The organism is Kitasatospora sp. NPDC090091 (assembly GCF_044747365.1).
In the GTDB taxonomy this organism is placed as follows: Bacteria; Actinomycetota; Actinomycetes; order Streptomycetales; family Streptomycetaceae; genus Kitasatospora.
Genome location: NZ_JBIVDY010000003.1, coordinates 186,332 through 210,272 on the forward strand (window position 1 = coordinate 186,332; position 23,941 = coordinate 210,272).

23 protein-coding genes and 3 tRNA genes are annotated in these 23,941 nt (G+C 73.8%); 11 read left to right on the forward strand and 15 right to left on the reverse strand.

What is annotated here, in order from left to right; genetic code table 11:
- Window positions 1–20: 20 nt before the first annotated feature.
- Window positions 21–314, reverse strand: a complete 294-nt coding sequence (locus ACIPSC_RS06520) for a hypothetical protein (protein WP_400823633.1) — start codon at window positions 312–314, stop codon at window positions 21–23.
- Window positions 315–557: 243 nt separating this feature from the next.
- Between ACIPSC_RS06520 and ACIPSC_RS06525 the strand changes: the two genes are divergently transcribed.
- A tRNA-Asn gene (locus ACIPSC_RS06525) sits at window positions 558–630 on the forward strand.
- 61 nt (window positions 631–691) lie between these two features.
- Window positions 692–764: transfer RNA gene (locus ACIPSC_RS06530), tRNA-Asn, on the forward strand.
- A gap of 187 nt (window positions 765–951) precedes the next feature.
- Here ACIPSC_RS06530 and ACIPSC_RS06535 read toward each other — a convergent pair.
- The gene (locus tag ACIPSC_RS06535) at window positions 952–1,701 is read right to left on the reverse strand and encodes a trypsin-like serine peptidase (RefSeq protein WP_400823635.1); all 750 of its coding nucleotides are present in this window, start codon (window positions 1,699–1,701) and stop codon (window positions 952–954) included.
- Between the two features lie 117 nt (window positions 1,702–1,818).
- Entirely contained in the window at window positions 1,819–2,673 is an 855-nt protein-coding gene (locus tag ACIPSC_RS06540) for a trypsin-like serine peptidase (protein WP_400823637.1), read from the reverse strand.
- Between the two features lie 190 nt (window positions 2,674–2,863).
- On the opposite strand from ACIPSC_RS06540, the gene ACIPSC_RS06545 reads away from it, so the two are divergent.
- From ACIPSC_RS06545 to ACIPSC_RS06555, 3 genes are all read left to right on the forward strand, one after another.
- A tRNA-Ile gene (locus ACIPSC_RS06545) sits at window positions 2,864–2,937 on the forward strand.
- A gap of 219 nt (window positions 2,938–3,156) precedes the next feature.
- Entirely contained in the window at window positions 3,157–4,134 is a 978-nt protein-coding gene (locus ACIPSC_RS06550) for a 1-aminocyclopropane-1-carboxylate deaminase/D-cysteine desulfhydrase (RefSeq protein WP_400823639.1), read from the forward strand.
- Between the two features lie 116 nt (window positions 4,135–4,250).
- Window positions 4,251–5,048, forward strand: a complete 798-nt coding sequence (locus ACIPSC_RS06555; protein WP_400823641.1) for a maleylpyruvate isomerase family mycothiol-dependent enzyme — start codon at window positions 4,251–4,253, stop codon at window positions 5,046–5,048.
- Window positions 5,049–5,182: 134 nt separating this feature from the next.
- On the opposite strand, the gene ACIPSC_RS06560 is transcribed toward ACIPSC_RS06555, so the two are convergent.
- Complete coding sequence (locus ACIPSC_RS06560; RefSeq protein ID WP_400823643.1) at window positions 5,183–6,721, reverse strand: LCP family protein; 1,539 nt, start codon at window positions 6,719–6,721, stop codon at window positions 5,183–5,185.
- 223 nt (window positions 6,722–6,944) lie between these two features.
- Window positions 6,945–7,409, reverse strand: coding sequence for a MarR family winged helix-turn-helix transcriptional regulator (locus ACIPSC_RS06565; protein ID WP_400823645.1), 465 nt, complete (start codon window positions 7,407–7,409; stop codon window positions 6,945–6,947).
- A 94-nt stretch (window positions 7,410–7,503) separates the two neighbouring features.
- Here ACIPSC_RS06565 and ACIPSC_RS06570 point away from each other — a divergent pair, with 94 nt between their 5' ends.
- Complete coding sequence (locus ACIPSC_RS06570) at window positions 7,504–8,526, forward strand: NADP-dependent oxidoreductase (protein WP_400823648.1); 1,023 nt, start codon at window positions 7,504–7,506, stop codon at window positions 8,524–8,526.
- A gap of 360 nt (window positions 8,527–8,886) precedes the next feature.
- A complete protein-coding gene (locus ACIPSC_RS06575; protein WP_400823650.1) occupies window positions 8,887–9,381 on the forward strand; it encodes a DUF3145 domain-containing protein in 495 nt (164 codons plus the stop codon).
- A 68-nt stretch (window positions 9,382–9,449) separates the two neighbouring features.
- Here ACIPSC_RS06575 and fabF read toward each other — a convergent pair whose 3' ends face one another.
- From fabF to ACIPSC_RS06600, 5 genes are all read right to left on the reverse strand, one after another.
- Window positions 9,450–10,715 carry a beta-ketoacyl-ACP synthase II gene (gene fabF, locus ACIPSC_RS06580; protein WP_400823652.1) on the reverse strand — a complete coding sequence of 422 codons (1,266 nt, stop codon included), beginning with the start codon at window positions 10,713–10,715 and terminating at the stop codon, window positions 9,450–9,452.
- A gap of 143 nt (window positions 10,716–10,858) precedes the next feature.
- On the reverse strand, window positions 10,859–11,101 hold the full coding sequence (locus ACIPSC_RS06585) for an acyl carrier protein (RefSeq protein WP_238740950.1): 243 nt from the start codon (window positions 11,099–11,101) through the stop codon (window positions 10,859–10,861).
- Window positions 11,102–11,179: 78 nt separating this feature from the next.
- Window positions 11,180–12,211, reverse strand: coding sequence for a beta-ketoacyl-ACP synthase III (locus ACIPSC_RS06590; RefSeq protein WP_400823655.1), 1,032 nt, complete (start codon window positions 12,209–12,211; stop codon window positions 11,180–11,182).
- A complete protein-coding gene (locus ACIPSC_RS06595) occupies window positions 12,208–13,152 on the reverse strand; it encodes an ACP S-malonyltransferase (protein WP_400823657.1) in 945 nt (314 codons plus the stop codon). The genes ACIPSC_RS06590 and ACIPSC_RS06595 overlap by 4 nt, the downstream gene beginning before the upstream one ends.
- 90 nt (window positions 13,153–13,242) lie before the next feature.
- On the reverse strand, window positions 13,243–14,439 hold the full coding sequence (locus ACIPSC_RS06600; protein ID WP_238741507.1) for a CdaR family transcriptional regulator: 1,197 nt from the start codon (window positions 14,437–14,439) through the stop codon (window positions 13,243–13,245).
- Window positions 14,440–14,704: 265 nt separating this feature from the next.
- On the opposite strand from ACIPSC_RS06600, the gene ACIPSC_RS06605 reads away from it, so the two are divergent.
- Window positions 14,705–15,481, forward strand: coding sequence for a pirin family protein (locus ACIPSC_RS06605; protein ID WP_400823659.1), 777 nt, complete (start codon window positions 14,705–14,707; stop codon window positions 15,479–15,481).
- 84 nt (window positions 15,482–15,565) lie between these two features.
- On the opposite strand, the gene ACIPSC_RS06610 is transcribed toward ACIPSC_RS06605, so the two are convergent.
- On the reverse strand, window positions 15,566–16,399 hold the full coding sequence (locus ACIPSC_RS06610; protein ID WP_400823661.1) for a serine hydrolase domain-containing protein: 834 nt from the start codon (window positions 16,397–16,399) through the stop codon (window positions 15,566–15,568).
- 140 nt (window positions 16,400–16,539) lie between these two features.
- Between ACIPSC_RS06610 and ACIPSC_RS06615 the strand changes: the two genes are divergently transcribed.
- Complete coding sequence (locus ACIPSC_RS06615; RefSeq protein ID WP_400823663.1) at window positions 16,540–17,067, forward strand: MerR family transcriptional regulator; 528 nt, start codon at window positions 16,540–16,542, stop codon at window positions 17,065–17,067.
- Window positions 17,064–18,077 carry an aldo/keto reductase gene (locus tag ACIPSC_RS06620; protein ID WP_400823665.1) on the forward strand — a complete coding sequence of 338 codons (1,014 nt, stop codon included), beginning with the start codon at window positions 17,064–17,066 and terminating at the stop codon, window positions 18,075–18,077. The genes ACIPSC_RS06615 and ACIPSC_RS06620 overlap by 4 nt, the downstream gene beginning before the upstream one ends.
- Before the next feature lie 51 nt (window positions 18,078–18,128).
- Here ACIPSC_RS06620 and ACIPSC_RS06625 read toward each other — a convergent pair whose 3' ends face one another.
- Entirely contained in the window at window positions 18,129–18,707 is a 579-nt protein-coding gene (locus ACIPSC_RS06625; RefSeq protein ID WP_400823667.1) for a TIGR03086 family metal-binding protein, read from the reverse strand.
- 100 nt (window positions 18,708–18,807) lie between these two features.
- On the opposite strand from ACIPSC_RS06625, the gene ACIPSC_RS06630 reads away from it, so the two are divergent.
- The gene (locus ACIPSC_RS06630; protein ID WP_400824094.1) at window positions 18,808–19,782 is read left to right on the forward strand and encodes a helix-turn-helix transcriptional regulator; all 975 of its coding nucleotides are present in this window, start codon (window positions 18,808–18,810) and stop codon (window positions 19,780–19,782) included.
- A 39-nt stretch (window positions 19,783–19,821) separates the two neighbouring features.
- Here the strand turns inward: ACIPSC_RS06630 and ACIPSC_RS06635 are convergent, their stop codons facing one another.
- The 3 genes from ACIPSC_RS06635 to ACIPSC_RS06645 all read right to left on the reverse strand — a co-directional run bounded on the left by ACIPSC_RS06635 (window position 19,822) and on the right by ACIPSC_RS06645 (window position 23,913).
- Complete coding sequence (locus ACIPSC_RS06635; RefSeq protein ID WP_400823670.1) at window positions 19,822–21,036, reverse strand: alpha/beta hydrolase; 1,215 nt, start codon at window positions 21,034–21,036, stop codon at window positions 19,822–19,824.
- 158 nt (window positions 21,037–21,194) lie between these two features.
- Window positions 21,195–21,542, reverse strand: a complete 348-nt coding sequence (locus ACIPSC_RS06640; protein ID WP_400823671.1) for an MmcQ/YjbR family DNA-binding protein — start codon at window positions 21,540–21,542, stop codon at window positions 21,195–21,197.
- Window positions 21,543–21,624: 82 nt separating this feature from the next.
- The gene (locus ACIPSC_RS06645; protein WP_400823672.1) at window positions 21,625–23,913 is read right to left on the reverse strand and encodes a Dyp-type peroxidase; all 2,289 of its coding nucleotides are present in this window, start codon (window positions 23,911–23,913) and stop codon (window positions 21,625–21,627) included.
- Window positions 23,914–23,941: the final 28 nt, after the last annotated feature.

Genomic DNA, 23,941 nt, shown 5'->3' on the forward strand with positions numbered 1-23,941 from the left:
GGCCTGCCGTCACCTCCGCGTCACGGACGGAAGGTACCCCAGCCGTCGTCCTCCGTCCGGGGGCGGTTGAAGTACGGCACCCGGTCGGTCACCCGGTCCGGCAGCCGGTCGCCGACCCGGTCCGCCACGGCGCCGGCGGCCTTCCCGGCGACGGCCCCGGCCTGGTGCTTGGCCTTGTCGGCGGCGCTCTGCACCTTGGGGTTCTGGGCGACCTGCCGGGTGACCTTGGCGATCTGCTCGTACCGCTGGCGTCCGGCCCGCGAGCCCAGGACGTAGCCCGCCGCGAGTCCGACGATCAACGACAGCTTCCACATGATCGGATTCCACCCTCTCCTGGCGGTCATTGCCGCATTGCCCTACCCGTCCATCGGGGCGGCGAACCGTCCGTGCCCCCAGCATCCCCGGGTGGTGAGCCGGGCGCGCGGGGGGCACGCCGGACGGGCCCCCGGGGCGGCCGGGGAAAGCGATTGGCGGACCACCCCCCCGAGTGCGCTAATGTATGTCCCGCAGCGAGCGCCGAGGAGCCCGGGGAACCGGGGGCCGAAGCGGAAGCCCGATCCCCCATAGCTCAATTGGCAGAGCAGCCGACTGTTAATCGGCAGGTTATTGGTTCGAGTCCAATTGGGGGAGCTCAGGTGGACGGCCGTCGGGCCGTTTCTCCTGCCCGTGGTGCGGCAGTTGCCCACCGCGATCCCGCATAGCTCAATTGGCAGAGCAGCCGGCTGTTAACCGGCAGGTTTTTGGTTCGAGTCCAAATGCGGGAGCTGCACCGGGTGCGCCCGGTGACTGCTCAGAGCGAAGGCCCCTCGGACGACCGGGGGGCCTTCGTGTTGTCCCGGGGCCGCCGGTCCCGCCCGCCGGCGGTGTTGCGTCCGTCACGTCCTCGCCTCCGGGGCTGCTCCGCAGGACGGGCCCGGGGCGGCCCGCGCGAACCGGACCGGGCCCTGCGGCTCAGGCGATGGCCCGGCGGTAGAGCTCGGCGACCCGGTCGTCGAAGGCGACGCTGTAGGAGGTGCCGTCGGTCTCGCCGCCCTCCTGGTAGCCGCCGATCACGCCGACCACCGTGCCGGCCGAGGTGACCCAGGGGCTGCCGCTGGTGCCGTTGGTGTAGCCGCCGCAGTCGAAGCGCTCCTGGGTGGGACTCTGCGAGCTGGTCCGGGCCGAACAGGTGATCGGCTCGTCGCTCTCGTTGGGGTAGCCGGTCACCGAGACGGCCAGACCGACGCCCTGCCCGGTGGCGAGCGGGTTGCCGCCGACCGCGTCCTCGATCTCCCGGCCGCCGATCGCCCGGACCGTGACGAACGCCACGTCGTACTCGGGATCGTCCTCGGCCGCCCAGCGCGGGTCGACGGTGATCGACTGCACCGGCCAACTCCCGTAGGGCGAGTAACCGTTGCGGTAGCCGGGGGTGAACACCAGGCCGTCCAGCAGACCGATCCGGCGGCTCTGCACGCAGTGCGCGGCGGTCACCAGCAGGTTCCGCCGGGGGCTGTGCACCACGCTGGCCGTGCAGGCCCGCGGCCCCTGGGCGTCGCGGATCGAGAGGGTGCCCACCCGGTCGCCGGCCGGGTTCGGCGGTGCCACCGCGGCGCTCGGCGGCTGCTCCTCCCCACCGCCGCAGGCGGCGCCGGCGGCCAGCAGCAGGGCCGCCAGCACGGCCGCCTGGGCCGTGCGTGCGGGCCGTACCGGGCGGGGGGCCATCCGGGCTCCGTCTCGTCCTCCGGGGCGGGCTCTGCGGGTCGAGCGTTCCGCCGTTCGTGAGGAAGATCTACCAGGCCGGGCCCGGCGACGCCACCGCCGGGTCCCCGGCCGCCGGGTTCACCCGGTGGCGCGGTCGTACAGGGCCTGGACGCGGTCGCCGAAGTAGCTGCTGTAGGAGGTGTCCGGGGTGTTGCCGCCCTCCTGGTGGCCGCCGATCACGCCCACCACGGTCCCGGTCCGGGTGTCCGGGTCGAAGTCGGTCACCCAGGGGCTGCCGCTGGTGCCACCGGTCCAGTCGGGGCAGTCGATCCGCAGCTGGGTGGGGCTCTGCTCGGAGGTGGTGTTGCTGCAGGTGATCGGCACCTCGCTGGTGCCGGGGTAGCCGGTGACCTTGACCGGCAGCCGGTAGCCGCGGTCGATGCCGAGCCGGTTGGCGCCGAGCACCTGCTGCACCTGCTGTCCGTTCCGGGCCTGTACGACCGCGAAGGCGACGTCCACGTCCGGGTCGCCGCCGTCCTTCCAGGCCTGGTCGACGGTCACGGCCAGCAGGGGCCAGACGCCGCTCGGGGTCTCGCCGTCCCGGTAGCCGGGGACGAAGACCAGGTCGGAGCGGAGGCCGAGCTCCGGGTCCCAGACGCAGTGCGCGGCGGTGACGATCAGGTTGAGCCCGGCGCTGTCGACCACGCTGGCGGTGCAGAAGTGGTCGCCGTCCGCGTTGCGGGTGAACACGGCGCCGACCAGTCCGTTGAGCACGGTGGGCTTGGCGGTGCGGGTGACGCCGGTGTGCCGGCCGAGCGCCCCGCGCAGCCGTTCGGGGCTCCAGCCGTGGCTGTCCGCGGCGGCGGAGCCGGCCGAGGCGGGCTGCGAGCTCACCGTCGGGGTGGCGCTGCCGGGGCCCGCCGCCGTGGTGCAGCCCGCGGCCGTCAGGACCGCCAGGGCGGCGCCGAGCACCGCCGGCTTACGTGCCGTCATCCGCCCAGGCTGGCCGGAGGCCGGGCCGGGCCGCCACCGGGGCTGCGCCGCGCGGGGAGGCGTGCGTCCGCGCGTACCCATGTGCGCCCCCGGCGCGCACCACGGGTGATCGACCGGCTATGCTGCCCGGGACGGCCTCGCGGGGCCGTCTGCTGCTGCCGGACCGGGTTGCCGGTGCGGGCGGCGAACCGGGGCGGTAGCTCAGCCGGTTAGAGCAGGGGACTCATAATCCCTTGGTCGTGGGTTCGAGTCCCACCCGCCCCACCCTTCGCCCGGACGACCGGGCTTGACCAGGTGCGGTCATCTGCACGAACTCTAGTGACCGCGGGCCCCGGCGGACGTGCCGACAGGCCGGATGTCACTCGAACAGGTCCGCGCCGAGGGCGCGTTGACGCCGGACCGGTCCGGCCGCGCCGCAGCCCGGCCCGGGCCCTGCCGCTGCCCCGCACCGACCGCCCGGCGGCGGCTCCGTATCCTGGCCCGATGCTCGAACCCGCACTGCTGCCGACCCCCCTGCTGGACTGCACCGACGAGGTGCTGGAGCGGGCCGGCGTGGAGCTGCGGCTCAAGCGGGACGACCTGCTGCACCCGACCGTGCCGGGCAACAAGTGGCGCAAGCTCGGGCCCAACCTGGCGGCCGCGCTGGAGCAGGGGCACACCCGGCTGCTGACCTTCGGCGGGGCCTACTCCACCCACCTGCGCGCCGTCGCGGTGGCCGCCGGGGCGCTCGGTCTGGAGAGCGTCGGGCTGGTCCGGGGCGAGGAGCTGGCCGGCGCACCGCGCAACTGGTCGCTCCGGGCGGCCGAGGCGGCCGGGATGGAGCTGGTCTTCCTCTCCCGGTCGGCCTACCGGGAGACGGCCGCCCGCTGCGAGGCCGACGCCGCGGTGGCGGCGGAGCTGCAGCGGCGCTGGGGGCCCTGCCTGGTCCTGCCGGAGGGCGGCTCCAACGCGTTGGCGGCGCTCGGTGCGGCGGCGATACCGGGCGAACTCCCCGACCTCGGCGAGCGGGACGTGGTCTGCTGCCCGGTCGGCACCGGCGGGACGCTGGCCGGCATCGCGGCCGGGCTGCCGCCGGGTGCGCGGGCGCTCGGCGTGGCGGTGCTGCGCGGCGGCGAGGGCTATCTGGAGGGCGAGGTGGCCGGGCTGCACCGGGCCGCCTACGGGCGCGAGTTCGGCAACTGGCGGATCGACCACGGGCACCACGGCGGCGGCTACGGCCGGGTTCCGGCCGAGCTCGCCGCCTTCGCGGAGGGGTTCGAGCGGCGCCACGGTGTCGCGCTGGAGCGCCGGTACGTCGCCAAGCTGCTCGCCGGCCTGTACGCCGGTGCGCAGGCGGGGGCGTTTCCGGCGGGCACCCGGCTGACCGCCGTGGTCACCGGCCTGCCGGACCCGGACCGAGTCCCGGACCGGGCCTCGAAGCAGGAGCCGGACCAGGAGAAGGGCCCGGGCCCGGCTGCCTGAGCGTCAATGCCGTTGCTTCCGGCGGGCGGTGGGGCATCGGCGTCCGCACCTGGCCGACCGGCGGCGACTGTGCAAAATCGCTGTCCGATCACGGAGCACGGTGATAGACATCCGGCGTGGAAAAGAATCTTGAGTTCCCCGACCTGCTGCGACTGATCGATGAACGGTCGACCGCCTTCCGCGCCGCGGTCGCCGCCGCGCCCAGTCTCGACGCACAGGTGCCGACCTGCCCCGAGTGGACGCTGTTCGATCTGGTGAAGCACCTGGGTGGGGGGGACCGCTTCTGGGCCGCCATCGTCGGCGCGGGGCCGGCCGACGGTCCCCCGGCCGAGGCCGTTGCTGCGCGCGCCGCTCTGGAACTGCCGCGGGAGAGCGAGGCCCTGGTGGCCTGGCTGGAGGAGTCGACGCAACTGCTGCTGGACGTGCTGCGGGAGGCGGGCCCGGACGCCGGCTGCTGGGCGTGGTGGAGTGCCCTGCAGACGCCGCGGACCTCCGGCGGAGTCGCCCGGCACCGGGTCCAGGAGAGCGCGGTGCACACGTACGACGCCCTGCTCGCCGCGGGCGCCCCGCAGCCGCTGCCGGCCGAGGTCACCCTCGACGGTGTCGAGGAGTTCCTGTTCACCTGCGTCGCGTCGACGAGTGCCTGGCCGCACAAGCCCGCGACCTTCGACTTCCACGCCGCCGAGGGCCGCTCCTGGCGTCTCACGGTCGACGGCGACGGCGCACGCTCCGCCCGCATCCCCGCGCCCACTGCCGTGGCCGGCGAGGACTCGGACGCAGCCGGCGTCTCCGTCCACGGCACGGCCGGTGAGTTGATCCTCTACCTGTACGACCGTATCCGGGCCGAGTCCTTGCGCGTCGACGGAGACGCCGGGCTGCTCGACCTGCTCCGCGCCTGGGAGCCGGAGAACTAGAACGTAGCGGGGGCGGTCGGCCGCGCTCCGAGCCGGGAGGACACGACTCCCCGCCCGGTTCGTCGGCCGGCCACCACGCGCCACCGGGCGGTCCGGCCGTCGCCCCCGACCGGGGCGAGCGGCCCGCCCGGGCGTCAGCCGAAGGTCAGGTCGGCGCAGGGGTCGGTGTCCGCCCCGCGGGCGTTCTCGGCGATGCCGGTGGGCACCCCGCTCGGCGTCGCCGAGGGCTTGCCGGTCGGGCCGCCGGTGGGGCTGCCGGACGGGGCCTCGGACGGGGCTTCGGACAGGGCTTCGGACGGCCCTGCGGTGGGGCCGGCGGCGGCCGCGCCGAGGGAGTCGAGCCCGGTGGACGGCACCGGCCGGTAGTCGCGGCCGAGCGTCACGGTGATCCCGTCCGAGCCGGGCTCCTCGACCAGCCGCGCCCCCGGGAAGAGCGGGGCCAGCTGGTCGGCCGCCGCCTTCTGCGCCGGGTCGTAGGCGATCTCGGTGGTCAGCCGGCTGCCGTTGACGGCGCCCAGCTCGACGTTGGTGAAGCCCTTGCCGCGCACCGCCTTCGCCGCGCTGCCGGCCAGCCCGGGGGTGCCGACGCCGTTGACCACGGTGACCGGCACGGCCGCCTCCTCCGGGCTGAGCGCCGTCGGCGAGGCGGTGGGGGTCGGGGTGCCCGACGGGGAGGCGGACGCCGTGGCGCCGACCTGGCCGGTGCTCTGGCCGTCCAGGGTGCGGTCCTCGCGCAGCAGCTTCCAGAGGGTGTCCACGTCCGGGTGGACCAGGGCGACGCGGTTCCCGGCGAAGCGCCACGGGGTGGTGACGAAGGTGATGTCGGAGAGCTTGATGCTCTGCAGCGACTGGGCGAAGTCCACCAGCTTCATCGCGGTGCCGAGGCCCTCGTCCACGGTGAGCGAGCGGGTGGCCGCGTCGGCCAGCGGGAGCAGGGTCGGCAGTGAGAAACCGAGGCCCTGGATCTTCCTGATCATCGAGGAGAGGAAGGCCTGCTGGCGCTTCATCCGCCCGATGTCGGAGTTGTCGCCGAACCCGTAGCGGGCCCGCAGGTAGTCCACGGCCGGCTGGCCGGAGAGTCGCTGCATGCCCTTCTTGAGCTGGATGTTGTGCGAGTTCACGTCGTTGGGGACGCAGACGTCCACGCCGCTGATCGCCTCGGTCATCGCGGCGACGCCCTTGAAGTCCACCACGACGGTGTGGTCGATCCGCAGGCCGGTCAGCGTCTCGACGGTGTTCTGCGTGCAGGCCGGGTTCCCCTTGGGGAACTCGCCTATGGTGAAGGCCGAGTTGAACATCTGGCCGGTCTTGGGCTTCGTCCAGCTGCCGTCCGGCAGTCGGCAGGACGGGACGGTCACCAGGGCGTCGCGGGGTATGGAGACCCCGACGGCGTGCTTGTGGTCGGCGTAGACGTGCAAGAGGATCGCGGTGTCGGAGTGGCCGACGCCGAGGTCGCCGCCGCCGAGGTCGGCGTTGCCGTCGTCCCGGGTGTCCGAGCCGAGCACCAGGACGTTGACCGGGACCGAGGCGCCCGGGGTGACCGGGACGGGGGCCGGGGGCCGCTCGGTGGCGACGCCGCCCGCGTCGAAGGTGGTGATGTTGCTGTCCAGCCGGTGGTAGAACCAGGCTCCGGCTCCCGCGACGGACAGCACCAGAACGGCGGCGAGGCCCACAGCGATCCGTATGATGCGCCGACGTCGTGAGCTGCTGCTCATCCTGCCCCGGCCCCCCGTCTTCTGGTGTCGTTCTCCACACGCACCGGCCCAAGGGCAGGCCGGTGCCAAGTCTCGAACCTTAGACGTTTCGCGGGAGTGTTCGGTTACAGCCCCGGCCCGGTCAATTGCTCCGGAACGGCCCGGGGGGCTGTGATGCTGCTCACGCGAGGGCCGCGGACGCTCACGCTCCGGGGCCGGAGGCGCCCGCGAGCATCCTGCTGAGCAGGTCGCGCAGCACCGTCCGCTCCTCCGGACCGAGCGAGGCCAGCGGCTCCCGGGCGAAGTTCAGCGACTCGCGCAGCTCCTCGGAGGCGGCCGCGCCGGTCTCGGTCGCGGCGACCAGCTTGACCCGGCGGTCCTGCTGGTCGGCCTCCCGGGTGACGAAGCCGCGCGACTCCAGCCGGTCGACGATGCCGGTGATGTTGGACGGCTCGCAGCTGAGCGTCTGGGCGATGTGGCGCATCGGCATCGGGCCGCGCCGCAGCAGGGCGAGGACCTTGGCCTGGGCGCCGGTGAGCGAGCGGGCCGCGGCGGCCTCCTCGTACTCGCGGTGGAAGAGCCCGACCAGGTTGGCCATCAGGTCGACGACCTCGCGGGTGATCTCGTCGGGCTGGGAGGCGACGGTCGGGGCGGGCTGGGTGTCCATGCCTCCGAGTCTACCTGAACAGTTGACAACATGAACCTTTCATGCCCATCGTTACTTCAGTAAGTCAACCTTTCATGCGCAAGGAGCATCCCCGATGGCTGAGCAGGAAGCGCCCGTCACCGCCCGCGAATGGCACCTCGCCGCCCGTCCGCAGGGCTGGCCGGTGCCGGCCGACTTCGCGCTGGCCGAGGCCCCGGTCCGGGCCCCGGAGCAGGGCGAGATCCTGGTCCGCAACGCCTACCTCTCGGTCGACCCGTACATGCGCGGCCGGATGAACGACGTGAAGTCCTACGTCCCGCCGTTCCAGCTGGGCCGGCCGATGGACGGCGGTGCGGTCGGCTACGTGGTGGCCTCGGCGGCCGAGGGCTTCGCGCCGGGCGACGCCGTCCTGCACGGGCTCGGCTGGCGCGAGTACGCCACCGTGGCGGCCGGGCGCGCGGTGAAGGTCGACCCGTCCGTGCCGCTCTCCGCCTACCTCGGCGTGCTCGGCATGACCGGCCTGACCGCGTACGCGGGCCTGCTGGAGGTCGGCGGCCTCAAGGAGGGCGACAAGGTCTTCGTCTCCGGTGCGGCCGGGGCCGTCGGGTCGATGGTCGGCCAGATCGCCAAGCTCAAGGGCGCCGCGCTGGTGGTCGGTTCGGCCGGCTCGGCGGAGAAGGTCGGCAAGCTGGTCGGCGAGTACGGCTTCGACGCCGCGTTCAACTACAAGGACGGCCCGGTCGCCGAGCAGTTGGCCAAGGCGGCCCCGGAGGGCATCGACCTCTACTTCGACAACGTCGGCGGCGAGCACCTGGAGGCCGCGATCGGCGCGCTCGGCGTGCACGGCCGGGCGGTGCTCTGCGGCGCGATCGCCCAGTACAACGACACCTCCGCCCCGGCGGCCCCGCGCAACCTCGCGATGGCCATCGGCAAGCGGCTCCGGCTGGAGGGCATGCTGGTGGGCGACCACTCCGCCCTGCAGCCGCAGTTCGTCGCCGAGGTGGGCGGCTGGCTGCGCGAGGGCCGGCTGCGCAACGAGGAGACCGTGGTGGACGGCTTCGAGAACACCGCCCAGGCCTTCCTCGATCTGCTGCGCGGCGCCAACACCGGCAAGATGGTGGTCCGCCTCGACGGCTGACGGCGGCTCGGATCATGCGCAAACCGCCCCGCCGCCCCTCCGGGCCGGCGGGGCGGTTTGCGTACCGGGCGCAGGGGATCCGGCCGCACTACCGCATTCCGGCCGGATCCGACAGTGCGTCAGCCGCGGTGCGGGGAGGCGCGGTACGGTGGTCCCGCCCGGCGATGGGGCCGTTCGGGGGAGAGATCCGACCGAGGGGTGGACCTCGTTGGGGATTCGACTAGCATTGAGCGAAAGCCTGTCCGTTTTGCTCAATTTAGTGGCTTAATGTCGGCTAACGTGGGTAACTGTGGATCAACTGCAGGCACGAACGCGAGGCAGCTGGGGAAGGCGACCCTCGTCCACAGCCTGGAGGTCCCGGTGACGACACGTGGAGTCCTGTACATCCACTCCGCGCCCCGCGCGCTGTGCCCGCACGTCGAGTGGGCCGTCGCGGGGGTGCTCGGTGTGCGGGTGAGCCTGGACTGGATCCGCCAGCCGGCCTCGCCCGGGCACTGGCGTGCCGAGCTCTCCTGGCAGGGCGAGCCCGGCACGGCCTCGAAGCTCGCCTCCGCGCTGCGCGGCTGGCAGCTGATGCGGTACGAGGTCACCAGCGAGCCCTGCGCCACGGCCGAGGGCGAGCGGTACAGCAGCACGCCCACGCTCGGCATCTTCCATGCCGTCACGGGGATCCACGGCGACATCCTGATCCCCGAGGACCGGTTGCGGGCCGTCCTGCTGCGCGCCCGCAGCGAGGGCGCGGACCTGGAGGCGGAGATCTCCCGGCTGCTCGGCAAGCCCTGGGACGACGAGCTGGAGCCCTTCCGCTACGCGGGCGAGGGCGCCCCGGTGCGCTGGCTGCACCAGGTGGTCTGAGCCCGGCACTCCGACATGCCCGAAGGGGCCGGCGCTCGTCACGAGCGCCGGCCCCTTCGGGTACGGGATCAGACGGTGCGGAAGGCCAGCACCACGTTGTGGCCGCCGAAGCCGAACGAGTTGTTCAGCGCGGCGATCCGGCCCTCGGGCAGCGCCCGGGCCTCGTCGCGGACGATGTCCGCGTCCACGTCCTCGTCGAGCTCGTCGACGTTGATGGTCGGCGGGGCGACCCGGTGGTGCAGCGCCAGCACGGTGGCGACGGTCTCGATGCCGCCGGCGCCGCCCAGCAGGTGGCCGGTCATCGACTTGGTGGCCGAGACGGCGATGTGGTCCAGGTGCTCGCCGAGCTCCTTGCGCAGCGCCTTCAGCTCGGCCGTGTCACCCTGCGGGGTCGAGGTGGCGTGCGCATTGACGTGCACGATCTCGGCCTTGTCCAGCGGGTTGCGGTCGAACAGGTCGGCCAGCGCGCGGGCCACGCCGGCGCCGGTCGGCTCCGGCTGGGCGATGTGGTGGGCGTCCGAGGAGAGACCCTGGCCCACCGCCTCGCAGTAGATCCGGGCACCGCGGGCCTCGGCGTGCTCGATCGACTCCAGCACGACCACGCCGGCGCCCTCGCCGAGCACGAAGCCGTCGCGGCCCTTGTCGTACGGGCGCGAGGCGCGCTCGGGCTCGTCGTTGTTCTTGGACATCGCCATCATGTTGGCGAACGCGGCGATCGGCAGCGGGTGGATCGCGGCCTCGGTGCCGCCGGCCACCACCACGTCGGCGCGGCCGCTGCGGATCATCTCGATCGCGTAGCCGATCGCCTCGGCGCCGGAGGCGCAGGCGGAGACGGGGGTGTGCACGCCGGCGCGGGCACCGACCTCCAGACCGACGTTGGCCGCCGGGGAGTTGGGCATCAGCATCGGCACGGTGTGCGGGGAGACCTTGCGGGCGCCCTTCTCGCGCAGCACGTCGTACTGGTCGAGCAGGGTGGTGACGCCGCCGATGCCGGAGGCGATCACGGCGCCCAGACGCTCGGGCACGAGCTTGGAGGACTCGTCGGTGGCCGGGGTCTCGTAGCCGGCGTCGGCCCACGCCTCGCGGGCGGCGATCAGCGCGAACTGCGCCGAGCGGTCCAGCTTGCGGGCGACCGGGCGGGGGAGGATCTCGGCCGGGTCGACGGCGGTGCGCGCGGCGATCCGGACGGGCAGGTCGGCGGCCCACTCCTCGGTCAGGGCAGCCACCCCGGAGCGCCCGGCGACCAGGTTCTCCCAGGTGGTGGCGGCGTCGCCGCCCAGCGGCGTGAAGGCGCCGATACCCGTGACGACCACGGTACGGTTTTCAACGGTCACTGGATCTTCTTCTCTCACGTTCGTGCGGGACAACGACGGCGGGCCGGGGGGTGGGCCCGGCCGGGCGCCCGGTGGGGCGTCCGGCCGGCGGGTCGGCCGACTCGGGGAGCCGGCCGACGACGGGCGTCGAACGGGTCGGACGCTCAGGCGTTGGCGATGATGTAGTCCACCGCGTCGCCGACGGTCTTCAGGTTCTTGACCTCGTCGTCCGGGATCTTCACGTCGAAGCGCTCCTCGGCGGCCACGACGACCTCGACCATGGACAGCGAGTCGACGTCCAGGTCGTCGGTGAAGGACTTGTCGAACTCGACGTCCTCGGTCGGGATGCCGGCGATCTCGTTGACGATCTCAGCGAGACCTTCCAGGACCTCGTCCTTGGTAGCCATACTGGCTGCTCCTCTTCGGTGTTGAATGCGCTCGCCCGGCGGACGGACGCAGGTTTGTGATGAGTGGGGCGGAAGTGCCTAGGGGAGCGTAACGACTGCCGCCGCGTAGACCAGACCCGCCCCGAACCCGATGATCAGGGCGAGGTCGCCGCTGCGGGCCTCACCGCTCTCCAGCATGCGCTCCATCGCCAGCGGGATGGAGGCGGCGGAGGTGTTGCCGGTCTCGGTGATGTCGCGGGCGACCGGCACCGTCTCGGGCAGCTTCAGCGCCTTGATCATGGCATCGGTGATGCGCATGTTGGCCTGGTGCGGGATGAACGCGCCCAGCTGGTCGGCGGTGACCCCGGCGGCGTCCAGCGCCTGCTGGGCCACCTTGGCCATCTCCCAGACCGCCCAGCGGAAGACCGTCTGACCCTCCATCCGCAGGGTCGGCCACTTGGCCACCTCGCCGGCGCCGTTGACGGCGTCCTCCTTGGCGAAGGCGGTGTCCCAGGCCTGGGTCTGCGAGATGACGTCCTTGTGGGAGCCGTCGGAGCCCCAGATGACCTTCCCGATGCCGGGCGTGTCGGACGGGCCGACGATCGCGGCGCCGGCGCCGTCGCCGAAGATGAACGCGGTCGAGCGGTCCGACTGGTCGGTCATGTCGCTGAGCCGCTCCACGCCGATGACCAGCACGTACTCGGCGCTGCCGCCGCGGACCATGCCGTCGGCCAGGCCCAGGCCGTAGCCGAAGCCGGCGCAGGCGGCCGAGATGTCGAAGGCGGGGGCGGTGCCGCAGCCCAGCCGCTCGGCGATCTCGGTGGCGATCGCGGGGGTCTGCTTGAGGTGCGAGACGGTCGCGACGATCACGCCGCCGATCTGCGAGGGGTCGATCCCGGCCTGGGCGATGGCCTTGCCGGCGGCCTGCACCGACATCTCGGCGACGGTCTCCTCGGGGCCGGCCCAGCGGCGCTCGGCGATCCCGCTGCGGGTGCGGATCCACTCGTCCGAGGAGTCGATCCAGTTCAGCACCTCGGCGTTGGGAATCACCCGAACCGGGCGGTAGCCGCCGACACCGTGGATGCGCGCGTACTGCGCGCCGGTGACCGGCTTGATCTGGGGGGCGCTCATGCCTTGGTCTCCTGACCGCCGTGCTCCGCGACGATCTCGCGTGCCTTGTCCAGGTCGGCGGGGGTCTTGAGGGCAAGCGTCGCCACACCCTTGAGGTTGCGCTTGACCAGTCCGGTGAGGGTGCCCGCGGGGGCGAGCTCGATGACGGCGGTCGCGCCGAGCCGCTCCAGCGTCTCCATGCAGAGGTCCCAGCGGACCGGGTTGGAGACCTGCGACACCAGGCGGTCCAGCACCTCGGTGCCGGAGGTGACGACGCCGCCGTCCTTGTTGGAGACGTAGGCGACCTTCGGGTCCGCGACCGTGAGGGTCGGGGCCAGCTTGGACAGGCGCTCGACGCCGGGCGCCATGTGCTCGGTGTGGAACGCGCCCGCGACCTTCAGCGCGATCAGGCGGGCGCCGGCCGGCGGGTCGGCCCGCAGGGCGTCCAGCTGGGGCAGCGTGCCGGCGGCGACGATCTGGCCGCCGCCGTTGTTGTTCGCCGGGGTCAGCCCGTGTTCGGCCAGCTTGGCCGCGACGACCTCCGGCTCGCCGCCGAGGACGGCGATCATGCCGGTCTCGGTGGCGGCGGCGGCCTCGGCCATCGCCAGGCTGCGCTCGCGGACGAAGGTCAGCGCATCGTGGGCGGAGAGCACCCCGGCGCCGGCGGCGGCGGTGATCTCGCCGACGCTGTGGCCGGCCACGGCGCCGACCAGCTCGCGGGCGCGGTCCTCGTCCGGGAACAGCGCACGGGCGGTCACCAGACCGGCCGCGACCAGCAGCGGCTGGGCGACGGCGGTGTCCTTGATCTCCTCGGCGGAGGCCTCGGTGCCGGCATGCACCAGGTCGAGCCCGGCCACCTCCGACCAGCCGCGCAGGCGGTCGGCGACGCCGTCGAGCTCCAGCCAGGGGCTGAGGAAACCGGGGGTCTGGGCACCCTGTCCAGGGGCGACGATTACGAGCACGGTTCAACCCTCTCTCGCCGGACGCCCGGGGGCGGGTAGGCGACGGTAACGAAGAAAAGCATCGGGGATTGTAAGGTCCCTACATCGGGCTCAGCTCTGCTCGCCGGCCGCCGTGAGTCGGCCCAGCGCCAGTGCGATACGCAGCGTGAACGCCGAACGCACGTCCGACGGAGCGTAGCCCGTGACGTCTGTCACACGTCGGAGCCGGTAGCGCACCGTGTTGGGGTGGACGAAGAGCATTCGGGCCGCCCCCTCCAACGAGGAGGCCTGCTCCAGGTAGACACTCAAGGTCTCCAGCAGCGCCGAGCCGGCCTCGTCCAGCGGTGTGTAGATCTCCTCCACCAGCTGACGGCGGGCCGCCTGGTCCCCGGCGAGCGCCCGCTCCGGGAGCAGGTCGTCGGCCAGCACCGGGCGCGGCGCGTCCGGCCAGGCGGCGCAGGCCCGCAGGCCGGCCGCGGCGGCGTGCGCCGAGCGGGTCGCCGACAGCAGGTCGGGCACGGTGGGGCCGACCACCACCGGGCCGGGCGCGAACTGGCCGATCAGCGCCCGGGCGGCGTGCACCGGCTCCTTGTCGCCGCCGACCACGACCACCAGCCGCTTGCCCAGCACCCCGGTCAGCACGTGCAGCTTGGCGTAGCGGGCGGCCCGGCGGATCGCCTCCACCACCAGTTCGCTGTCGCCGTCAGGGGCGCTGCCCATCACCACCCGGACCTGGCTCGGCTGGCCCCAGCCGAGCGCGGCGGCGCGCGAGAGCACTCCCTCGTCGGCGTCACCGGAGAGCAGCGAGTTGACGACCAGCGCCTCCAGCCGCGCGTCCCACGCGCCGCGCGCCTCCGCGGCCTGGGCGTACACCTGCGCGGTGGCGAAGGCGATCTCGCGGGCGTAGACCAGCACGGACTCGCGCATGTCCGCCTCGTCGCCGGGGGCGGCCACCTCCTCGATGGCCTCCTCCATCACCTCGATCGTGGTGCGGATCAGCTCGACGGTCTGGCGCAGCGTGATGGCGCGGGTCAGCTCGCGCGGCGCGGTGCCGAACACGTCGGTGGAGATCGCCTGCGGGGCGTCGGGGTGGCGGTACCACTCGGTGAAGGCGGCGATGCCGGCCTGGGCGACCAGGCCGATCCAGGAGCGGTGCTCCGGCGGCATCCGCCGGTACCAGCCGAGCTGGTCGTCCATCCGCGCGATCGCGTTGGTGGCCAGCTTGCCCGAGGACTTCTCCAGCCGCTTGAGCGTCGCGGCCCGGCGCTCGGCCCGCTCGGCGGCGAGTCTGCGCTCCTGGGCGGTCAGCCGCGGCGCCGCGCGGCCGGGCCGGTCGCGGCCGGCCCCGGGGGTCGGGCCCGGCCCGCTCTGGTCGGGCTTGGCGGTGGGTTCGCTCTGGGAGTTCGCGGAAGCGGCTGGCACAAGGACAAGACTGCCTCACCGGAGTGACTGCTCGTGCACAACCCCCGGCGCAGCGACGCGGTGGCAACCGTCACACCCCCGCTCCGGAGGGCGCGCCGGGGCCGGCTCGGGAGCGCCCGGAACGCGCCCGGGGGCACGCTACCGTGGGCCCGTGACCGACGCCCCCGCCCGCCCCCGCGCCGACCTGCGCCGCACCGCCGAGCGCTACCTCTCCACCCCGGCCGAGGGCATCGAGACCAGACACGCGTTCTCGTTCTCGGGCCACTACGACCCGAGGAACACGCACTTCGGCGCGCTGCTCGCGTGCAACGAGGAGCTGCTCGCGCCGGGCGCGGGGTTCGACGAGCACAAGCACCGGGACACCGAGATCCTCACCTGGGTGCTGGAGGGCGCGCTGGCCCACCGGGACTCCCGCGGCCACAGCGGCGTGGTCCGCCCGGGCATGCTCCAGCACCTGAGCGCGGGCTCCGGCGTCACCCACACCGAGCGCAACGTCGGCGGCGCCGGGGGCCCGGTCCGCTTCGTCCAGATGTGGCTCCAGCCGGACGCCTTCGACGCGCCCCCGGCGTACGGACTGCGAAGGGTGGAGCGCACGCCCGGCGGGTTGACGCTGCTCGCCTCCGGGCTGGAGCGGGACGCCGATACGGACGCACTGCGGCTGCGCCGCAGTGACGCCGCGCTCTGGCTGGCGACCGCCGAGGCCTGGCAGCCGCTGCCCGAACTCCCGTCCGCACCCTGGCGCTACGCGCACCTGACGGCGGGTTCGCTCGGCTACCGGACGGTGCCCGGGCCGCAGGGCGGCGGGCGCTCGATGGTGCCGGGCGACAGCGTCCGGATCACCGGCGGCGCCTTCGCCGACCCGACGGCCGGCGGGACCGGGGCCGAGCTCCTGCTCTGGGAGATGCACTCGCCGGTCTCGTACGGCTGACGGGCTTCCCGAGCGGCCCGAGCGGCCCGACCCCGGGCGACCCGAGCGACCCGAGCGGACCGGCCGGGGCGCCCGCCCCGGGCCTCAGCCGCGCAGCTCCGCCAGGACGGCGTCGCTGAGCTGCGGCCAGACCTCGGCGGCCCACGGTCCGAAGCCCCCGTCGGTGAGCGCGATGCAGGCCGCGCCGACCTCCGGGTCGACCCAGAGGAAGGTCCCGGACTGGCCGAAGTGGCCGAAGGTGGCGGGGGAGTTGGTGGTGCCGGTCCAGTGCGGGGCCTTGCCGTCGCGGATCTCGAAGCCGAGGCCCCAGTCGTTCGGCCGGCGGTGGCCGAAGCCGGGCAGCACGCCGCTGGTGCCCGGGAAGGCGACCTCGCGGGTGGCCGCGCGCACGGTGGACGGGTCGAGCAGCTTGGGCGACTGCAGCTCGGCGGCGAACAGCGCGAGGTCCGCGACCGTGGAGAGGCCGCCGGCCCCGGCGGGGGACTTGTGCGCGGTGTTGATGAGCGTGTCGCGCATGCCGAGCGGCTCGAACAGAGCCTCGGCCGCGTACCGGCCGAACTCGATGCCGGAGGCCTGCTGGAGGGCCTGCGCCAGGACGTCGAAGCCGGCGTTGGAGTAGAGCCTGCGGTTGCCCGGCGCGGCCATCACCCGGTGCTCGTCGAAGGCGAGGCCCGAGGTGTGCGCGAGCAGGTGGCGGACGGTCGACCCCTCGGGCCCGGCCGGGTCGTCCAGCTCGAAGACGCCCTCCTCGACCGCGACCAGCGCGGCGTACGAGGTGAGCAGCTTGGTCACCGACGCGAGCGGGAACAGGTGGTCCTGCGGACCGTGCCCGCCCAGCACCGCGCCGTCCGCACCCCGTACCACGGCCGCCGCCGCGTGGGGGACGGGCCAGGTCTCGATCATCCGCAAGCTCTCCATGGGCCCGACTCTAACCGGACGCCGAAGGCCGGGTGCCGGGAGCACCGGGCCGGCAGGCTTGCTTTGAGTGCACTCCAACTCGCTAGCGTCTTGAACCGGCCCACCGGAACGTGGGCCGTTCACCACTGGGGGTTTCGACCATGGCCACGCTCGCGTCGATCGAGATCGACCTGAGGACCTGCTCCGAGGTCTTCAACGCACCCGTCGGCGTGGCCGACCGGACGCCGCGGCACAGCATCAGCGAGGTGGCGGCGGCCAGCGGGCTGAGCGCCCACACGCTGCGCTGGTACGAGCGGATCGGCCTGCTCGACCCGGTCGACCGCGCCGCCTCCGGCCAGCGCCGCTACTGCGACGCCGATCTGCACCGGCTGGCCTTCCTCGGCCGGCTGCGGCTGACGAGCATGTCGGTGGCCGACATGCTCCGCTACGTGGAGCTGGCCCGCGAGGGCGAGCGGACCGCCGAGGACCGGCGCGATCTGCTGGTCGCGCACCGCGAGGTGGTCCGGCAGCAGATCGCCGATCTGCACGCCACCCTCGCCGTCCTCGACCACAAGATCGATCTCTACGCGGGGAAGATCGCCGACTGCGGCGTGCCGGCGCAGACCCCCCGGACAACGCAGACCCCCCGGACAACGCAGACTTCGCAGAGGAAGCAGCAGAGCGCATGACGAACCCCATTCTCCCCACCGTCCGGCTCGGCAACGACGGCCCGGCCGTCGGCGTCCAGGGCCTCGGCTGCATGGGCATGAGCGAGTTCTACGGCCCGGCCGACACCGCCGAGTCGCTCGCCACCCTGGACGCCGCGCTGGAGACCGGTGTCACCCTGTTCGACACCGCCGACCAGTACGGCCTCGGCCGCAACGAGGAGCTGCTCGGCCCCTTCGTCCGCGCCAACCGGGACCGGGTCGTGCTGGCCACCAAGTTCGCCAGCGTGCGCAAGGCGGACGACCCGACCTACCGGGCCGTCCGCAACGATCCGCCGTACATCCGCTCCGCGGTGGACGCCTCGCTGCGCCGGCTCGGCGTGGACGTGATCGACCTCTACTACATGCACCGGCGCGACCCGGCCGTGCCGCTGGCCGAGTCGGTCGGCGCGATGGCCGAGCTGGTGGCGGCCGGCAAGGTGCGCCACCTCGGGCTGTCCGAGGTGACCGGGGCGGAGCTGCGCGAGGCGTACGCGGTGCACCCGATCGCCGCCGTGCAGTCGGAGTGGTCGCTCTTCTCCCGGGACGTCGAGCGCTCGGCGGTGCCGGCCGCCGCCGAGCTGGGCGTGGCCTTCGTGCCGTACTCGCCGCTCGGGCGCGGCTTCCTGACCGGGACGGTCGCCACCGAGGCGCTGGGTGCGGACGACTACCGCCGCAACCACCCCCGGTTCAGCGGCGAGAACGGCGCGGCCAACGCCGCACTGCTCGCGCCGGTCCAGGAGATCGCGCGGCGTCACGGCGTCAGCGCGGCGCAGGTGGCGCTGGCCTGGGTGCACCAGCGGGCCGAGGTGCACGGCCTGACGGTCGTGCCTATCCCCGGCACCCGCAAGCGGTCCCGGCTCGCCGAGAACACCGCCGCCGCGACACTGCGGCTCGCCCCCGAGGAACTGGCCGTTCTGGAGCCGATCGCCGACCGGGTGGCCGGGGAGCGGTACGCGGACATGGCCTTCGGCACCTCGGTCGGCCGGGAGTAGCGCGCGGGCCCGGTCGGGAGCGGGGCGGCCGGCCCCGCTCCCGACCGGGCGTCAGACCTCGCGGCCCAGGTAGGCGGCCAGCCGGGTGGTGGCGTCGGCGTCGGCCGGGGCGGGCCGCACCGCGCCGAACGGGACCGGCCCGCCGCGGTTCTCGGCCGGCAGCACGAACTCGGCGACGGCCAGCGCGGCCCGGCCCAGCTCCTCGTCCAGGACGAGATCGCTGCCGAGGGCGCGCGCGATGTCCCAGGAGTGGGTGACCGCCTCCATCACGTAGCCGCCGACCGCGGCCCGGCCGGGCACCTCGCCCCACGGCGCGAAGGACGGGCGGTCCAGCTTGGCGTCGTCCGCCCAGCCGGCCGTGACCCGGGCCCGGGCCCGCTCGAACGCCGCCGGCCAGGCGTCGTCGGCCAGGTCGCCGGTGGCCGCCACGACGTCCTCCGCCCGGCCGCCCTCGCCGATGTAGGCGAGCCGGTGCACGCCGCCGACCACGTGGCCCAGCAGCTGCCGCAGGTCGTACTCCTCGCACGGGGTCGGCCGGTCCAGCGTGGCCGGGGCGGCCTCGGCGATCAGCTTCTCCAGCTGGCCGAGCGCGAGCAGGTACAGCGGGCGGGGGTCCTGGGTGGTGTCCATGCGGGATCAACTCCGTCGTTGGAAGGGGGTTTTCGCTTCGGAGGCAATCTCCCGGCAAAACCTGACAACGAGCGTCATGATTTCTGTCATCCTCGTGGGCATGAAGGCCGACCGCCTGCTCTCGATCCTGCTGCTGCTCCAGACCCGCGGCCGGGTGCCCGCCACCGAACTGGCCGAGCGCCTGGAGGTGTCGGTCCGCACCATCTACCGCGACGTCGAGGCGCTCTCGGCGGCCGGCGTCCCGGTCTACACCGAGCGGGGCCGGCACGGCGGCATCGCCCTGCTGCCCGGCTACCGCACCGACGTCAGCGGCCTGACCGCCGACGAGGCGCGGGCCCTGTTCGTGCTCTCCGCCCAGGGCGCGCACAGCGACCTCGGGCTGGACGGCGCGCTCGGCTCGGCGCTGCGCAAGGTGATGGCCGCACTGCCCGCCCCGCACCGGCCCGCCGCCGAGCGGATCAGCGAACGGATCCTGGTCGACCCGGTCCGCTGGCTCCAGCCCGGCGGGAGCTCCGCCGGGCCGGACCTGGGCGAGCTGCAGCACGCCGTCTTCACCGACCGCCGGCTGCGGCTGCGGTACCGGCACAGCGGCGCGCCCGTCCCCGCGGAGTACACCGTCGACCCGTACGGCCTGGTCAGCAAGGCCGGGGTCTGGTACCTGGTGGCCGACCTGAACGACGAGCCGCGGCTGTTCCGGGCGGAGCGGGTGCTCGCGGCCGAGACCACGGAGGAGTCCGTGCGGCGGCGTCCGGGGGTGGGGCTCGGCGCGGTCTGGGTGGTGCTGCGCGACCAGGTCGAGCGGCTGCCCAAGGAGGTGCCGGTCAAGGTGCGGGTCCGGCGCGGGCGGCTGGACATGTTCGTCCGGATCCACTCCACCCGGCTCACCGCCCCGCCGCCCGAGTCGGGCGCCGGGGCCGCCGACGACTGGGTGGAGCTGGCGATGGGCTTCCAGGCGCTGCCGGCCGTCCGCGCGCTGCTCGCGTTCGGCGCGGACGCCGAGGTGCTCTCACCGCCCGCGGCCCGCCGGGAGCTGGCCCGCGCCGCGGCGGAGGCCGCCCGGCTCTACCGGGACTGACCGCCGGGGCCGGACCGGACCGTCCGGGTCGGACCGGCCCTACTGGGTGTCCGCGGGCGGGCGGACCACGTTCTCGTAGCGGCCGAGCGCGACGGCCGCGAAGTTGTGCAGGCTGTCGGTGCCCTCGGCGAAGTAGCCGTTGTGGCCGGAGGACCGGGCCGAGGAGATCTGCTCTGCCCCGAAGTCGGCCGAGGTCGGGTCGGCGCCGTGGCCGAGCCCGCCGACCTCCAGGTACGGCACGTTGCCGATCCAGTCGCTGCCGTTGCGGGTGGCCCAGACGTGCACACCGGTGCCCAGCTCGGCCGTGCTCTGCACGCCCATGCCGGGGCTGCCGAAGACCATCAGGTCGGTGATCCCCGAGGTGTCGGACGGCGAGGAGGCCGCCCGCGGGATCTCGGGGGCGGCGCTGCCGCAGACCACCGAGCCGTAGGAGTGGCAGAACAGGGACGGCGGCGCGTCCGGCCGGGTGGTCTCCTTGAGCCCGGCGAGCAGTCGCTCCAGCCGGGGCGCGCCGACGTCGGCGAGCCGGGAGGTGACGGCGTCCGGCCCGAGGCCGGAGGGGGTGACGTAGCCGGTCCAGGCGATCACCGCGGTCCGGGTGCGGGGCGCCTGGCGGTGCTCCTCGGCGTACAGCGCACGGGCCATGCCGGCGGGGGAGCGCAGCGGCTCGACCGCCTGGTCGAAGTGGCCGAGGTCGGCGTCCGAGCCGGGCACCAGCACGGCGACCCGGTCGGCGTTGCCGAGGTCGCCCCAGACCTCGGTGACCAGACCGCGCCCGCGCGGGTCGAAGGCGAGGATCTGGCGCTCGGGCGCCAGCAGGTGCTCGACGTCGTTGGCGCGGGAGACGGCCAGTGCGCGCTGCTCGGAGTCCAGCTTCCGGTCGGCGGCACGGGCCTTGGCGCGGTCGCGTTCGGCGGCCAGCGCGATCCGGTTGGCGCGGTAGCGCAGGTCGACCGGGGCGCCGTCGAAGTTCCCGACCACCAGCGGGTAGTCCCGGATCAGCCGGTCCAGCTCGGTGGGCGCCAACGAGGCGAAGAACTCGGCCGCGGCGGCCGGGGTGGTGGTGGCCGGGTCCGGCAGCGACCGCCCGAAGGAGTGGTCCTCGACCCAGGCGGCGCTGCCGGCCGGGGGCGTGGAGATCGCCAGCTGCTCGGTGGAGGCGGCGGCCTGGGCCGCGGCGGCGCCGGCATCGGCGAGCACGGCACAGCCCGCGAACGCGCCGATCAGAACACGCTTCCACCGGCGACGGCGCATCGCGTCAACTCCCTAGGGGCCCGTGACCGTTCCACGGGCGGGGCCCGGAGGGTGGTACGACTGCCAACTTCCTTGCGCAAGCCTAGGGGTCCGAAGGACTGTCGGCGCTGCGCCAAACTGTGGGATGGATCACATGAACCGCGGGTGTCCGGTCGGTGTCACCCGTTCGTGGCCGCGTCGAACTCGCGGACCATGCGCGCGGGGGCGGTCCGCCGCCACGCCTCGGTGAGCAGCTCCCGCAGCTCATCGGGGTCGATGCGGTCGAGCCGGATGCCGATCCAGCCGTGCCGGCCGACGTACCCGGGGTAGCTGAACACCTCGGGCTCGGCCGCGAGCAGCTCCGCCTGGTCCTCCTTGGACGCCTTCACGCTGACGCTCCCGCCCTCCGGCGAGCCCATCGCGAAGATCTTCGAGCGGACCCGCAGGGTCTCGATCTCCCAGGTGGGCTGCTGCTCCGCCCCGGGCAGGGAGAGGGCCATCGCCAGGAACTCCTCGAACGTCACCATGGCAGCAGCCTAGATCCTGGCCCGGCCGGCCGCGGGCCGCTCCCGGTGCGCGCCGGGCGCACCGGGAGCGGCTGTCGGCCCGTCAGAGCAGCGAGTTCCAGCCGCTGCAGGAGCGGTCCGCCGCGACCTGGCGGTCCGGGTGGCCGCTGCCGTCGTTGACCGCGATCCGGCGGTAGCTCTCGCCGTGGAACACCCAGTACTCGCTCCGGCCGCCGACCCGCTGGAGGTCGGGCACCGGCAGGAAGCAGTCCACCGAGGTGATCCCGCCGAGCGAGGTCCACTGGGAGAGCTCGCGGTCGGTGCGCTCGATCACATCGGTGTGGGCGGCGCCGTCGGCGATCGAGATCAGCCGGTAGCGCTGCCGCCCGCCGGTGGTGTGGAACACCCAGTACCAGCTCTTGCCGCCGATCCGCTGCTGGTCGGGCACCGGGAGGAAGCAGTCCACCCGGTCGACGCCGGCGAGCGAGTTCCAGGCCGTGAGGTCGCGGTCCGGGCGTTCGAGGGCGCCGGTGTGGCCGTTGCCGCAGGTGATGGAGAGCGCCCGGTACTGCTGGCGGCCGCCGGTGCTGTGGAAGGTCCAGTACCAGCTCTTGCCGCCGGGGTTCTGCAGGTCGGGCATCGGCAGCATGCAGTCGATCCGGCCGATGCCCTGGAAGCAGCCGTGGCCGCTCAGCATGGCGTCGCCCTTGACGGTGTGGTCGGTGTGGGCGGAGCCGTCGTCGACCGAGATCTTCCGGTAGCGGTCGCCGTGGCAGGCCCAGAACTGGCTCTGACCGCCCTGGCGCTGCCGGTCGGGCACGGCGACGAAGGTGTCGACCGGGTAGGCCCGGGCGGGCGCCGGGGCGCTCTGCCCGCCCTGCCCGCCCTGCTGCGCCCGGCCGACGAGCCGGCCGTCGGCGAGCGCCCGGAGCGTGCTGACGGACGGCGTGAAGGCGTAGACCGAGCCGGTGGTCCGGACGAACTGCGCGAAGCTCAGCGGGGTGTGCTTGATCGCGCCGTCCGGGCCGCGGCTCTCGAAGTCGACGTCCGGGGCCTCCTGGGTCACCGGGTCCTTGCCGGGCAGCGGGTTGCGCCTGGGCGGGAAGTCCGGCTGGTCCATCCAGTCGGCCTGGATGAACTCGAACTGCCGGGCGATGTCCGCCTGGTAGCAGACGAAGAGCAGGCCGCGCGGGTCGTCGGGGCCGCCGGGGCCCTCGGAGGCCGGGTCGAACGGGTGCCCGTACGGCGCGCCGCGGCGCATGATCCGGCGGCCGTCGAGGACCTTGGCGTCGAACGGCGGGTGCGCCGGGTCCTCCTGCAGCCCGGCGCGCGGGCTGGTCTTGCGCAGGTGCGACCAGAGCGGGGTGACCAGGCCCTCCAGGTCGTCCCGGAAGTCGAAGTCGTTGTCCGAGGCGGCCTTCGGGTCGTTGGGGACGTCCCGGTCGGGGTGGTGGCAGACCGGTGCGCCGGAGCGCCAGCGGCCGACCATCCGGGCGGCCAGCCACTCGCTGGTGGCGCTGTCCGGGACGGCCTTGGCCTGCTTGAGCTCCTTGAGCTTGACGGAGACCTGCGACCACCAGCCGGGGACGTCCTGGGCGAGGCGGCGGACCACCTGGAAGGAGCCGTTCCTCGCCCACTCGGGGAAGTCGGTGAAGCTGCCGGGCGCGGGCTGCTCGCCGCAGACGAACTCGCCGGCGGGGATGATCCGGCTGCCGGGGTGGCCCTCGACCTCCTCGGGCCTGGCCGGGTCCGGCCGGTCGAAGAACCGGACCCCGGGCTCGCTGATGCCGTCCTTGAAGCCGAAGTGCTCCTTGCCGCGCCGGCTGCCGAGCAGGGTCTTGGCGGTCTGCTCGTAGACGATGACGATCCTGGACTCGGCCGCCGCCAGCCGCTGGGCGTCGACGGCCGTCCGCAGGTCGTCCTCGGTGTCCGAGGCGATGGTGAGCACGGCGTGCACCGGCTGGCTCCGGCCGTTGCCGAAGAGCCAGAACTCCGGGGAGTTGTCACCGGTGTCGCCGAGGGCGCCGGCCCGCTTGGCCGAGCCCTCCATGAACGCCTCCAGGCCGCTGCCGACCGGCGGGGGCTGCTCGAACGGGTCGGTGGCGGAGAGCTCGCGCATGCCCGGGTAGGTGAGGCTGATGCTGAGCCAGGTGGCCTTCAGGGTCCTCGGGTCGTCGCCGCCCGAGGTCTTCCGGGCCTCGCTGAACGCGTCGTTGAACGAGGCGACCTGGCGGGTGGTGGCGATCTGCGGGGCCAGCCCGCGCAGCCACTCGCGGGCCCTGGCCTGGTCCTCGAACTTGAGGAACAGCAGGCTGACGTTGTCCTTCTTGAAGCCGGCGACGATGTCGCCCTGGATCTCGTCGCTCTCGCGCAGTCTCAGATCCGTTGCCATGGGGGTTTCCTCCGGGTGGGTTTCGGGG

Bases quoted from the DNA above. Each gene is read 5' to 3' on its own strand.
- ACIPSC_RS06535 (WP_400823635.1), bottom strand. From the start codon at position 1,701: ATGGCCCCCCGCCCGGTACGGCCCGCACGCACGGCCCAGGCGGCCGTG.
- ACIPSC_RS06520 (WP_400823633.1), bottom strand. From the start codon at position 314: ATGTGGAAGCTGTCGTTGATCGTCGGACTCGCGGCGGGCTACGTCCTG.
- ACIPSC_RS06570 (WP_400823648.1), top strand. From the start codon at position 7,504: ATGGCTGAGCAGGAAGCGCCCGTCACCGCCCGCGAATGGCACCTCGCC.
- ACIPSC_RS06625 (WP_400823667.1), bottom strand. From the start codon at position 18,707: ATGGACACCACCCAGGACCCCCGCCCGCTGTACCTGCTCGCGCTCGGC.
- ACIPSC_RS06620 (WP_400823665.1), top strand. From the start codon at position 17,064: ATGACGAACCCCATTCTCCCCACCGTCCGGCTCGGCAACGACGGCCCG.
- ACIPSC_RS06630 (WP_400824094.1), top strand. From the start codon at position 18,808: ATGAAGGCCGACCGCCTGCTCTCGATCCTGCTGCTGCTCCAGACCCGC.
- ACIPSC_RS06615 (WP_400823663.1), top strand. From the start codon at position 16,540: ATGGCCACGCTCGCGTCGATCGAGATCGACCTGAGGACCTGCTCCGAG.
- ACIPSC_RS06610 (WP_400823661.1), bottom strand. From the start codon at position 16,399: ATGGAGAGCTTGCGGATGATCGAGACCTGGCCCGTCCCCCACGCGGCG.
- ACIPSC_RS06585 (WP_238740950.1), bottom strand. From the start codon at position 11,101: ATGGCTACCAAGGACGAGGTCCTGGAAGGTCTCGCTGAGATCGTCAAC.
- ACIPSC_RS06645 (WP_400823672.1), bottom strand. From the start codon at position 23,913: ATGGCAACGGATCTGAGACTGCGCGAGAGCGACGAGATCCAGGGCGAC.
- ACIPSC_RS06550 (WP_400823639.1), top strand. From the start codon at position 3,157: ATGCTCGAACCCGCACTGCTGCCGACCCCCCTGCTGGACTGCACCGAC.
- ACIPSC_RS06540 (WP_400823637.1), bottom strand. From the start codon at position 2,673: ATGACGGCACGTAAGCCGGCGGTGCTCGGCGCCGCCCTGGCGGTCCTG.
- ACIPSC_RS06590 (WP_400823655.1), bottom strand. From the start codon at position 12,211: ATGAGCGCCCCCCAGATCAAGCCGGTCACCGGCGCGCAGTACGCGCGC.
- ACIPSC_RS06565 (WP_400823645.1), bottom strand. From the start codon at position 7,409: ATGGACACCCAGCCCGCCCCGACCGTCGCCTCCCAGCCCGACGAGATC.
- ACIPSC_RS06635 (WP_400823670.1), bottom strand. From the start codon at position 21,036: ATGCGCCGTCGCCGGTGGAAGCGTGTTCTGATCGGCGCGTTCGCGGGC.
- ACIPSC_RS06640 (WP_400823671.1), bottom strand. From the start codon at position 21,542: ATGGTGACGTTCGAGGAGTTCCTGGCGATGGCCCTCTCCCTGCCCGGG.